The sequence below is a fragment of the Acinetobacter sp. VT 511 genome, assembly GCF_001077515.1.
Taxonomy (GTDB): domain Bacteria; phylum Pseudomonadota; class Gammaproteobacteria; order Pseudomonadales; family Moraxellaceae; genus Acinetobacter; species Acinetobacter schindleri.
In genome coordinates this window covers 70,922-83,270 of the sequence record NZ_LFRE01000057.1, presented here as the reverse complement: position 1 = coordinate 83,270, position 12,349 = coordinate 70,922, and the positions used below count along the sequence as shown (strand labels likewise).

Here is a 12,349-nt window from a genome sequence, read left to right as displayed (position 1 = left end):
TGAATTTTATTGAAGCATAAAAAAGCCCACTCGAAAGCGGGCATTTTTTATATAGAACTGATTATTCCAGGAAGCGGACAGTTACACCTGACTTCACTTTACGGCCAAGATCATTGGCATCCCAGTTGGTCAAACGGATACAACCGTGTGAATAAGACTTGGAAATCATCGATGGATTTGGCGTACCATGAATACCAAATGATTTCTTGCTCAGACCAATCCAGATATTACCGACTGGACCATTCGGGCCAGGGGGTAAGGAAAGCGGTTTGGTGTTATTACCTTGAACAAAGTTAGAAGGTGAATAGCTATAATACGGGTTACGCGCCACACCTGTTACTTTATAAGTACCCGTTGGAGAAGGCGTACTAGTATTACCAATACTTGCCGGGAAAGAGGCAATCATTTTATTTTTGCTGTTAAACAGATACAGCTGTTTGGCACCTTTGTGCGCTACAATCAAATGAATGTCTTCAGGCAGGTTGTTACGGACATTAGCAACCAGAAGTTTTTGGCCTGCTTTACTGAAGTTTGCTCCTGGATTGAGCTGTTTCAGGAATGCTTCATCCATGTGGAATTTTTCAGCAAGCATTTCCGACATGCTGGTGTAGTACAGACCAGGCATTTTAGCCTGTAGCGCATAATCAGATGGAATTGATTTTGCCAAAGGTACTTTCAGATCGTCTGCTGAAATGGTGTATTCGACAAATGCAGGCTTAGACGCTTGCAATTCTATCAACTTATCCCAGGTTTCTTTGGTCAATGTACCGGTCGGCTTGATACCATTCATTTGCTGGAAAGAAGCCAGCGCTTTCAGGGTATTTTTACCACTAGTTCCATCAATTGCACCTGGCGAAGCATGAGCATTGTTCAGCATGACATGTGCACGTGCGTAAACAGGGAACTGACCTTTACCAATATCTTCATACCATTCAGCATTATTCAGACCATCTAGCGTCCAAGATGCTTTATTGGCATGAGCAGATGTACTTTTAGCGGCTGCTGTTGGGGCAGCACCGATATCCGCATTTTGATCTTCAGCTGCCTGCAGGCCATCCAGGGTCTCAGAAGCCTGAGTAAGATCGCTTTGTTCCCGAGCTGAAATAGGAGTATCTGTAGATTTGGCTGCTGATGCTTCTGTAGCAAGCGGATCGATCGGGTCTTGAACCGTAACATCAGTCGCTACTTTTTTGGGATTTAATGGCTGTTCAGTAGCAGAAGCAGCGAAGGCAGTACCTGCAATAATGCAACTTAAACTCATTGCGAGCATTGTGCGAACGAACATGTAATTCAACCTAATTATTCATAAACTATTTAAATAACGTAATAAGTATTACAGAAAAACTATGGAGATGCAGTAGTTGTTTTGTGACACCCTTAATTCTTCACTTATGATGATCGATTTTTAAAGTAATGTGAAGTTATTAAAAATGGAGGCTTTTTGCTATGATGTCCTGAATGTCAAAGATTGATGGTAATGTGAATGACGACCTTAAAAAATGATCGTTTTCTGCGTGCATTGTTGCGTGAACCTGTAGATACCACACCCGTATGGATGATGCGCCAGGCAGGCCGTTATTTACCAGAATACCGTGAAACACGCGCCAAGGCAGGGGATTTCCTGTCTCTTTGCAAGAATACCGAATTTGCCTGTGAAGTGACCTTGCAGCCGCTGCGCCGTTATGAACTTGATGCAGCCATTCTATTTTCGGACATTTTGACTGTGCCGGATGCATTAGGTCTGGGTCTGTATTTTGAAGCCGGTGAAGGTCCTAAGTTTCATAAAACCGTACGTACCGAGCAGGATGTAGCGAATCTGCCAGCATTTAATGCCAAAGCAGATCTAGACTATGTCATGAATGCGGTTACTACGATCCGTTCAGCATTAGGTGGACAAGTTCCCTTAATTGGCTTCTCGGGCAGTCCATGGACACTGGCGACTTATATGGTTGAAGGTGGTTCCAGCAAGGATTTCCGCTTTACCAAACAAATGATGTATGCACAGCCTGAAGTGCTGCATGCATTACTTACACGTCTGGCAGATGCAGTAACGGATTACCTGAATGCCCAGATTGATGCAGGTGCTCAGGCGGTGCAGATTTTTGATAGTTGGGGTGGTGCACTAGCGCATCGTGAATATATCGAATTTTCACTTAATTATATGCAGAAAATTGTCGCAGGTTTGCAGCGTGAAAAAGAAGGCCGCAAGATCCCTGTGATCCTTTTCACCAAAGGTGGTGGCCAGTGGCTTGAACCAATGGTAGCAACAGGTGCAGATGCTTTTGGACTGGACTGGACTACGCCGTTGAATGTTGCCCGTCAGACTGTTGCTGGTCGTGCAGCACTACAAGGCAACCTTGATCCTGCAACCTTATATGGTTCTCCAGACGCAATTGCTAAAGCTACCCGGCTGATGCTGGACGATGCATATGCTAATGGTGAAAAGACCGGTTATGTGGCAAATCTTGGACATGGCATTACACAATGGGTAGATCCAGCCCATCCTAAAGCGTTTATTGATACCGTGCATGAGTACAGCGCTAAATATCTTTAGGATGTAAACCTTGATCAACCTACTCAAATCAGGGTTTGAATTTTCTTATAAGGCAGCATCGGCTGCCTTATTTGGGATCTTACTCCTGCTGGCTTTTGCTTTTAGCGCTTCAATGGGGAGTGAACTCTTTTACGGCTTCTACCGTTATGACTACCTTCTATTTTATGCTCTGGTGATTCAGGTCATTCTGTTATATGCCAAATTAGAATCCTGGCCAGAAGCCAGAGTCATTGCGCTATTTCATATTCTGGCGATGGTGATGGAAATTTTTCTAACCCATCCTGCGATTGCTTCCTGGCATTATCCACAACCCGCCATTTTCAAGATCTTAACCGTCCCGTTGTTTGCAGGATTTATGTATTCAGCGGTTGGCAGTTTTTTTGCGCGTTCATTACGTCTGTTTCAGGTCTCTTTTAATCACTTACCTGGTTTTGCCAATATGATGGCACTGGCCTTGTTGTCCTATATTAACTTCATGAGCAAGTTCTTTATTCCAGACTATCGTATTCTTCTTTTTATCTGGAGCGCGCTGATCTTCTGGAAAACTCAAATCCGCTTTCAGCTGAACCGGCATTCCTTTCAGTTGCCGATGTTACCGGTCCTGGCTTTACTGGCCTTTATTATCTGGATTGCAGAGAATATCAGTACCTTTTACCAGATCTGGCTCTATCCAAGTCAGGTAGAAAATTGGCATATGGTCGGCTGGGCAAAATTAGGTTCCTGGTACTTGTTATTATTGCTCAGTCTGGTGCTGGTTATGAAGATTTTAGGGGTGCGTGATTCTAGAGGAAATTGGCAGTTGAAAGCTTCTTCATAAAATTAATGTTTTCTTTGGTTAACATGGACGTTTTTGACATTGCGTATCGATCAGCTTCCAGCTAATCTGCTTAATGTGTAATATAAATTACATAATTATATCAATAACAAAGATGCAGAGAATAACCGGAGAATAAGTATGTTGAAAAAAATTATGCTCGCAGCAGTATTAGCGACTGGTTCGAGCCTGGCGATGGCTGACAATGATGTTGGTTGTGGTGTCGGTAGTCAGGTGTGGGCAGGTCAGTCAGGCATTATTCCTAAACTGCTTGCTGGTACTACAAACGTTCTGTTTACTAACCAATGGCTCGGGATTACTTTCGGTACCTTGGGTTGTAGTCAGGGAGGAACAGTCACTGCACAAGTTGTGACGTTTACCAATGAAAATGCGGAAGCATTGGCACGCGATATGGCTGTTGGTGAAGGTGAAAGCCTGAATGTGCTTGCAGAATTGCTGAATATTAAATCTGAAGATAAAGCACGCTTCTTTACTTTATCCAAGCAGAATTTCTCTGAAATCTATTCAGAAGAAAATCAAAATACTTTACAGGTTTTGAGCTCATTACAAAACGTGATGGCTAAAGATGAAGTGTTAAAATCTTACATCTAACGGATCCTTAAAAAACCCTGCTACTGGCAGGGTTTTCTTATGACTATAAAAACCAAAGAATACGTTGACTGAATGAAATATGCTTTTTTACTCATAGCTTTGCTATCGAGTCCCGTAAGTTTTGCTACGACCGTTTCCCCAGATATTCAGCCTTATCTTGATCAGGCGGTACAGAAGCAGCTGTTTAAGGCGGAAACCTGGCAGCGTTTAATGTATGCCAATAGCAAAGGTCAGAGTGAGGTCAGCTACTCTGGTTATTTTCTGGCAGAGCAGGGAGGAAGTAACCTGCAACAGGAAATGCAGCAGAATATACAGGCATTATTTTTAGCTGCTGCCCCCAACCAGTCCGTGCGCTGCAAGTTTCCCGCACGTAGTCACTGGCTCATGCAGCAGTTAAATATCTCTGAGCAGCAATTGCCTGAGCTAAGTTGTCCTGATCTTGAACGCTGGATTGGGGAGGTGAAGCCTTATAAAGCTACCCTGATTTATGCGACAGATTTTATGGGGAATCCGAGCTCAATGTTTGGGCATACTTTGCTGCGTCTGGACCCTAAAGACCAGCAGGAACTCAAGCTGATTTCTTATGCAGTCAATTATGCAGCGACTGTAGACAGCAATGATAACTGGTCCTTTGCCTGGAAAGGCCTAACCGGGCAATATCCGGGTGAATATTCACTGATGCCTTATTATCGCAAAGTCAAAGAATATGGCGATTTTGAAAGCCGGGATTTATGGGAATATGAACTTAATCTGACGCCTGAAGAAACCACTTTTCTGGTACAGCATCTGTGGGAAATGCAACAGGTCAATTTCCCTTATTATTTTATTAATGATAATTGTTCATATCGTCTCTTAGGTCTGCTCGACTTAGTCCGACCTGGACTGAATCTGCAAAAACAGTTCGGTACGACCGCTATTCCGGTAGAAACCTTAAAAGTTGTAGAGCAGCAAGGGCTGATTCGGGAAAAAATCTATCGACCAGCCCTCGAAACCCAGTTGCTGGCTCAATCTCGCCAGCATGGTAAAGTTCTGGCAAAAACTGCACATCAGGTCGCTTATGCAGAAACTGCTAAGATGTCTGAGATCTTGCACAACTATCCTACTGAAGATCAGGCCAAGATACTGGAAATGGCCTATGATCATTTATATCTGGATTTTCTGCGTCAGGAAGTAGATGAAGCATTTGCCCAACCACGCTTTCGCAAGTTATTGGGATTAAGAAGCCAGCTGGCCATAGAGAAACAGCGTCAGCAGCCAGAAACTCCAAAAGTAGATCCGACCCAAAGCCATCATGCACGTAATTTCGTATTTAAGGCTGGACAGGTACAGGATCAAACTGCGATTCAGTTAGGTTTCCGTCAGGCTTATCATGATCTGATGGATCCACAAGGCGGATTACGCACAGGCACTCAATTATTATTTCTCGATGGTGCGCTGCAATACCGTGATGATCGTATCAAACTGGAACATCTAGACCTGTTAACAGTTAATTCTTATAACCCGATTCATGCATTTAAGGTTCCGTTGTCTTGGGGCTTTAATCTGGGCTGGAAACAGGAAGCTCTTGACCGGGAAGGAGGGTTCAGTACTGAGCAGCAGCATGGTGTAGCCAATTTTCAGGTACAGGGTGGCTATAGCTGGGCTAATGCCGAACGTGAACATCTATGTTATGTGCAATTACAAACGCATGTGCAGGCTGGTAAAGCCCTTGATGAGGGCTGGCGTGCAGGTCTGGGGCCAACCGCAGGCTGTCAGAATATCTGGACGGACCGAATTAACAGTCTGGTACAGATAGAGCTCCCTTATTGGCATGACAGTCAGCAATGGATGCTCAACCTGAATACAGAATTGCAATATAGCCTAAATATGCAAAATGCCATTCGGATTGGATGGCAATACCAGCAGCAGGGGAGTCTGGACTGGCAGGCATTACATTTACACTATATTCGTTATTTTTAAGTGAATTTTCTAGTAAAATCTCTAAAAGTTACTGATTTAAATAAAAATAGAAGTTACAAAAATATAAGGATTTTGTGGCTGTTTTAGATGTCGTTTTATCAAAATTATGGATGTATGGGGTAACGATAGCTTATAAATTTGATATATTGTTCACCTAATTTATTGGGGTGTTTGAGTATGGACAATGAATGTATGCATATGCTAGCGGGACAGTGGCAGCATATATGCCAAAATTATTCATCAGATGATTTAGTCCATGCCTTCCAGTTTATACAGGATAATGCCCCGATACTGGTGGAAGAGTTTTATAAAAATATGCTGGTGGAAAAAGAGTCGGCAGAGTTCTTTTCTGATGATCTGATTCAGCAGCGCCTGCGCAACACTTTGCATCAATGGCTGTTAGAAAGTTTTAGTGTCGGTATCAATAAGCACTATTTACAGGCTGTACAGAAACAGCATACCGTCGGTCATGTCCATGCCCGGGTAGGTATTCCGTCCTGGCTGATTATGCGTGGTGTACGTGAAATTGAACGCAAGATATTTGAGCTGTTAGAAGAAGATGATCAGTTGCTGACACTGACGACCTGTAGCTATCTGGTACAGGTTATGAGCTTCGCTACTGAAATCATGTGCCGTTCCTATGAGGCAAAAACTGCCAAAAATCAGGAAATCAAGCACAGTTATCGTCTGTTCTCTGCCATGCAGGATGTTGCAGTACAAAAAGATAAGCAGCGTAGTTGCTTACTCGACTGGGAAAATGAGCTGATGTACAAAGTGTTCTCAGGTCAGGAAACCCTACGTCATCCACTACTGTCCAAATCTGAATTTGGCCTATGGTTTATTCATAAAGCCTCGTATGCATTTACCGGCTCAGATCAGGTTCAGCTAATTATTGAACGCATTCATCAGGTCGATACGCTAAATCAGATCATTTTAGAATGTCAGGATGAAGCGAAAAAACTGAACCTGATTCAGCAGATTCGTGAGCTGAATCGTGAGATTCAGCATCTGATTGATCAGCTATTTCAGGTGGCAGAATATATTGAATCGGGTAATGATTCTCTGACTCAATTACTCAATCGTCGCTATCTAAATACCATTATTTCCCGCGAAATTACTTATTCACGTCAGAACCAGACACCGCTTGCCTTATTGGCGCTGGATGCCGATTTCTTTAAAACCATTAACGACAAATTTGGTCATGCGGCGGGTGATCTGGCTCTAAAATTTATTGCGGATGGATTACAGAAATACAGTCAGGGCGGTGACTATGCTTTCCGTGTGGGGGGCGAAGAATTCTTGCTATTGCTGGTCGATACTGATCAACGCCGTGCTATGAATATTGCAGAAAATATCCGTAAATTTATTGAAGAAGGCATAATCACGACTGCACAGGGTATGCAGTTCAAGTTTACCGTGAGTATTGGCTGTGTGATTTATGATGGTCATCCGGACTACCAGAAGTTCCTGGATACTGCCGATACAGCTTTATATGCAGCAAAAAATACTGGTCGTAATCGGGTGTATCTGGCAAAAAATGACCCGGATACGCGAGTATTGAATACACCATCACTGACCTAAATTATTGATGTGATTGCAGCGATTCAATCCAGTCTTTAAATTTCTGTTTTTGCTTAATATACTCGGGATGCAGTTTGGCTTCATCCCATTTTTGTTTAAAGATACGTGCTGCGGCAGCTTTAACGGGATCTTCTCGCTGACGAGGCAATTCGTCTCTGCCGTGGGCGCCGCTCAATCCTTTTTTGTCATCTGGCACCGGACCGTCATATTTTTTACCGCCTTTATGATTAGCATAGCGGCGGGCACGGGTATAGCCCATCTGCAAGAATTTACGTGCCATATCCGCACCAATAAAATCTTCTTTTTCCAGATAATCTATAAACATGGCATAAATCTTAGTGCTGCTTGCTTGAGCCTTCTCTTCATCGGCAAAACGCCAATGTGGCAAAATTTCCGATTTATATGGTTCAACTGAAAGCACGCCCTGTTCACCACGTCCAATCCGGTACAATTCAGGCCGTTTTCTAAAATCAATTTTTTCAAAATCCAGCGAGTAATCAAAACTGGTCGAAACTACCCGCGAGGTTTTACGGGGAACATTTTTTGAAGATTTTTTAATCGTCATATTTTCTCCTTATGTATCTATATTTCCCTATAACCATGAATGCCTGTCTGTATTTTTTAAGTCCATGAGCTTTCTTAAAATGTATGTATTTTTTATTAAGTGCATATAGACAAGCAGATCAATCTGCATAACTGAATAGATGATCAGGAATAATGTAGGATGGAAGTGTGCTAAAGCGGGTAGTGATGCTGTAATGAATTGTAGAAGTCGAATTTATTTATAGTTTTAAAAAAGAAAAACCTGCAAAAGCAGGTTTTAGGCTTCAACTACGACAAAGTATTTTTTGACTGCCTCTACCACTTCAAAAGTACCGACGAAGCCTGGCGGAATAATACCTGCATTACCCGCTTTGATTTCTACATAACTTTTTTTGTTGGCATCATGCAAGCGAACTGTACCTTCAATGACCGTAAAGAATTCCTGTTTATTCTCAGCGAACACAATATTCCATGCACCTATTTCACATTCCCAGATACCGCAATTCATATTGGGATGATCATACAAGCTTTGTGTAGAACGTTTAGGATTGCCAACGACCAGGCGATCAGGACGGGGATAATCAATTATGGTTTCACTCTGGGTTAAACCATGACCTGCTAACCAAATTGATGACATAGTGAATCCTCAAGTTAAAGTTATCTGAAATTGAACAAATTAAAGCACATATAAAAAAGCCTCAACCAGTGTCGAGGCTTTTGAAATCAAAACGATTAGTAAGCTTCAGGTACTGCGCTCAGGAATTCACGACGTTCTTCTTTATTGGTTTTAAAATCACCCACAAAAGAAACAGTACGTGTCGTTGATTCCTGCTTGCCCACACCACGCATCATCATGCACATATGCGCAGAATCAATCACCACAGCCACACCACGTGCGCCAGTCACTTCAGCCACTGCTTCTGCAATTTGCTGGGTCAGATTTTCCTGAATCTGTAAGCGACGTGCAAACATTTCAGTAATACGGGCAAATTTAGACAGGCCTAAAACACGGCCTTCTGGCAAATAAGCAATATGCACACGGCCATAGAATGGCAATAAATGGTGTTCACACAGCGAATAGAATTCGATATTTTTGACCAAAACCATCTCATGGTTATCAGACGGGAATACTGCATTATTGGTCACTTCTTCCAGAGTCTGGCTATAGCCGGAAGTTAAATACGAAAACGCTTTCGCAGCACGCACAGGCGTATCTTTGAGACCAGGGCGATTTAAATCTTCACCAACGGCAGTAAGAATGTTTGCGTAGGATTGCTGCATAGTCATATGACGTATTCACTTACACTGAGATAGAACAAGGACGGCATTGTAGCAGAAAACTATTACATTGCCTTAATTTGGAGTTAATTCCGATTACTGTTTGAACTTTGGATTCTTTTCCGCACGCTTGAGCAGAACCAGCACAGCGCCAGTACCGCCCTGGTTTTCAGGTGCGCTGACAAAGGCCAAAACATCACGGTGCTGACGCAGCCAGCCATTTACGTAGGTCTTTAAAATGGCTTCCGGACCTTTACCATGTACGATCTTAATTACGTTCTGATTTTCATCTTTCGCCATCTGGATAATTTGCAATACTGCAACACGTGCTTCTTCCACGGTACAGCCGTGCAGATCGACTGCTTCATACCAGCGCAGATTGCCGGCTTTCAGATCTTCAAAGACTTTGTGCTGTAGGGTCGCAATGCGATAGCTCAACGCAGCCTGACTTCCGACTGGATTCAGCATGGCTTGGGTATCTGAAAGGGCAGTTTCATCAGTCTGCATCGGACCTTCAGCAGCAGCACGTTTGGCTAGTGTCTGTGCATCCGGTTTTTTCTTGCCGGCTTTTTCGATTTTTGCGATATTGCTATTATCGATTTTTTGTACACCCTGCATCTGTTTACGAAACAATTCCAGCTCATCAGCTTGTTCCTGTTCAGGTGTTTTCACCGCAGGTGCTTCAACTTCAACGCGTGGCTGTGGATTGCTGATCTGTTTTTTAAATTGCTTCAACAAATTAAACTGATCTTTGGAAAGCGAAGAATCGTGTTTGCTCATAATCAAAAAACATGCAAGATGCGAAAATATTGATAAATTATAGTCCTGATTCAAGAAAATGAGAACTGCATTGCGCTCATACTGTTTAGGTATTCTGTTCAAGTGAATATTTAAATGAAATTTAAACGTGAATATACAATAAGAGCTCACGTTTATTATTTGATTTTTTAGGTCTTACTGTTCATATAAGCAGAATGTATTTGATTATATCCAGGCTGATAGGCTGAATTTTAGAGAGAGATTTCAAGCTGGGGCAGAACAGAAAAACAGATAAATTAGAAGGTCTAAAAGTTGATTCAGGGAGTGGGAAGAATCAGGGCAAAACGAATTTTGCCCTGAATTGAAAATTTTTATACAGCTTCTGGTTCACCAAACAGTTCGCGGAATGCATGATCCGGACGCGGCTGTTTCATAAAGCTTTCACCAACCAGAAAGGCATGAATATCATGTTCCTGCATCATCGCAACATCAGCAGGGGTCGCAATACCGCTTTCAGTGACCAGCAGGCGTGAAGGATCCAGTAATTTTTTCAGACGTAGTGATGTATTCAGGTCGACATCAAAAGTTTTTAAATTACGATTGTTCACACCCAGTAGACAACGATCAGAAAGTTTTAAAGCACGCCCTAATTCTTCTTCATCATGCACTTCAACCAGTACATCCAGATTATGCTCAAAAGCAGTCTTCGACATTTCTTCCAGTTGCTGATCAGACAGGCAAGCCACAATCAGCAAGATACAGTCTGCATGTAAAGCACGCGCTTCAATCACCCCATAAGGATCAATCAGGAAATCTTTACGTAGGGCTGGCAAATCACAATGCGAACGTGCAATCTGAATATTCTCATCAGCACCCTGAAAGAAATCTACATCGGTCAATACGGACAAACATGCAGCGCCTGCATCCTGATACTGTGCGGCAATTTCCGCTGGATTAAAATTTTCACGGATAATGCCTTTGGATGGAGACGCTTTCTTGATTTCAGCAATCACCCCCGGGCGCTTAGCCAGTAATGATTCAGCAAAGCCACGTACAGGTGTGGCAGCTTGAGCCAGCTCTTCAACATCCTTATAACTTTTTTGCTTCAGACGTGCAGCAAATTCTTCTTTTTTCCGGTCTACGATCTTACCTAGAATCGTATTTGCGATATCTACCATGATTAAAAATTCCTGCTGTCTTAGATGTCGTATTCTTTGAGCGTATTGCCAAATTCTGCCAAAATCCCCATTTTTTCTAGAGCTTGTCCCCCATAAATAATGTCATGGGCAAGGGCAACACCCTGTTTATAGCTGGTGGTTAAACCAGCTACATAGATACCTGCACCAGCATTAAGCGCCACCATATTTGCGGCTTTCTCACCAATTTCAGATTTCTTTTTGCTTAACGCGTCTTTAATCAGTTTTAAGCTGTCGGCAGCACTGTCAATGGTTAGACCTGTTAAGGTTTGAGAGGCAATATCGACCTGTTCAGGAATGATTTCCCATTCAGTGATTTCACCATTTTTGAGTTCAGCCACATAAGTTTTAGATGCTAAACTGATTTCATCTAAACCATCTTGTGAATGCACCACCATGACGTGTTCAGCACCGAGTTGTTTAAGCACTTCAGCCATTGGGCGGCACAATTCATGTGAGAAAACACCAATGACGAAACGTTTTACTCCAGCCGGATTCGTAAGCGGGCCGAGTAAATTAAAAATACTACGGAAACCCAATTCTTTACGTGGCGCAGCGGCATATTTCATCGCTTTGTGGTGATTTGGGGCGAATAAAAACCCTACACCAATTTCACGAATGCAACGTTCACTTTGCTCAAGACTCAGATCAAGGCGGATACCTGCTTGCTCTAGGACATCAGATGAACCTGATTTACCAGAAACCCCACGACCGCCATGTTTAGCAACAGTTCCGCCTGCAGCCGCAATCACAAAACTTGAAGCAGTAGAGACGTTAAATAAGTTCTGACCATCACCGCCTGTGCCAACAATGTCGACCAAATATGGCAAATCGCTGACATCAATTTTCAGAGCCAATTCACGCATTACACGTGCTGCAGCGGTAATTTCATCGATGCTTTCGCCTTTTAAACGTAGACCCATCATCAGGGCACCAATTTGTGCATCGGTGGCTTCACCCGACATGATGCAACGCATCACGTCTTCCATTTGTGACTGAGTCAGGTGAATGTTTTTTGTAATATGGTTTAAAGCTTGTTGAATGTTCATCATT

Annotated in this window: 12 protein-coding genes; 5 read left to right on the top strand and 7 right to left on the bottom strand. The window is 42.8% G+C overall.

Annotated features, from left to right (window positions below):
- Positions 1-61 precede the first annotated feature (61 nt).
- On the bottom strand, positions 62-1,285 hold the full coding sequence (locus ACS72_RS06020) for a L,D-transpeptidase (RefSeq protein WP_008303645.1): 1,224 nt from the start codon (positions 1,283-1,285) through the stop codon (positions 62-64).
- 198 nt (positions 1,286-1,483) lie between these two features.
- On the opposite strand from ACS72_RS06020, the gene hemE reads away from it, so the two are divergent.
- From hemE to ACS72_RS05995, 5 genes are all read left to right on the top strand, one after another.
- Positions 1,484-2,554 (top strand): uroporphyrinogen decarboxylase, encoded by a 1,071-nt coding sequence (gene hemE, locus ACS72_RS06015; RefSeq protein WP_005221411.1) that lies wholly within the window; start codon positions 1,484-1,486, stop codon positions 2,552-2,554.
- 10 nt (positions 2,555-2,564) lie between these two features.
- A complete protein-coding gene (locus ACS72_RS06010; protein WP_008303648.1) occupies positions 2,565-3,371 on the top strand; it encodes a DUF817 family protein in 807 nt (268 codons plus the stop codon).
- 138 nt (positions 3,372-3,509) lie between these two features.
- Positions 3,510-3,980, top strand: coding sequence for a DUF3015 family protein (locus tag ACS72_RS06005; RefSeq protein WP_004810609.1), 471 nt, complete (start codon positions 3,510-3,512; stop codon positions 3,978-3,980).
- A gap of 72 nt (positions 3,981-4,052) precedes the next feature.
- Positions 4,053-5,939 carry a DUF4105 domain-containing protein gene (locus ACS72_RS06000; RefSeq protein WP_048881560.1) on the top strand — a complete coding sequence of 629 codons (1,887 nt, stop codon included), beginning with the start codon at positions 4,053-4,055 and terminating at the stop codon, positions 5,937-5,939.
- A 177-nt stretch (positions 5,940-6,116) separates the two neighbouring features.
- The gene (locus tag ACS72_RS05995; protein WP_048881559.1) at positions 6,117-7,520 is read left to right on the top strand and encodes a diguanylate cyclase; all 1,404 of its coding nucleotides are present in this window, start codon (positions 6,117-6,119) and stop codon (positions 7,518-7,520) included.
- Position 7,521: 1 nt separating this feature from the next.
- Here the strand turns inward: ACS72_RS05995 and ACS72_RS05990 are convergent, their stop codons facing one another.
- The 6 genes from ACS72_RS05990 to trpD form a co-directional block, all read right to left on the bottom strand.
- Positions 7,522-8,085, bottom strand: coding sequence for a DUF4385 domain-containing protein (locus ACS72_RS05990; protein WP_048881558.1), 564 nt, complete (start codon positions 8,083-8,085; stop codon positions 7,522-7,524).
- 255 nt (positions 8,086-8,340) lie between these two features.
- Complete coding sequence (locus ACS72_RS05985) at positions 8,341-8,700, bottom strand: cupin domain-containing protein (protein ID WP_048881557.1); 360 nt, start codon at positions 8,698-8,700, stop codon at positions 8,341-8,343.
- A gap of 95 nt (positions 8,701-8,795) precedes the next feature.
- Positions 8,796-9,344, bottom strand: a complete 549-nt coding sequence (folE, locus tag ACS72_RS05980; RefSeq protein WP_171249847.1) for a GTP cyclohydrolase I FolE — start codon at positions 9,342-9,344, stop codon at positions 8,796-8,798.
- A gap of 93 nt (positions 9,345-9,437) precedes the next feature.
- Positions 9,438-10,121 carry a Smr/MutS family protein gene (locus ACS72_RS05975; protein WP_005221425.1) on the bottom strand — a complete coding sequence of 228 codons (684 nt, stop codon included), beginning with the start codon at positions 10,119-10,121 and terminating at the stop codon, positions 9,438-9,440.
- A 350-nt stretch (positions 10,122-10,471) separates the two neighbouring features.
- Positions 10,472-11,278 carry an indole-3-glycerol phosphate synthase TrpC gene (gene trpC, locus ACS72_RS05970; protein ID WP_048881555.1) on the bottom strand — a complete coding sequence of 269 codons (807 nt, stop codon included), beginning with the start codon at positions 11,276-11,278 and terminating at the stop codon, positions 10,472-10,474.
- Positions 11,279-11,298: 20 nt separating this feature from the next.
- Positions 11,299-12,345 (bottom strand): anthranilate phosphoribosyltransferase, encoded by a 1,047-nt coding sequence (gene trpD / locus ACS72_RS05965; protein ID WP_048881590.1) that lies wholly within the window; start codon positions 12,343-12,345, stop codon positions 11,299-11,301.
- Positions 12,346-12,349: the final 4 nt, after the last annotated feature.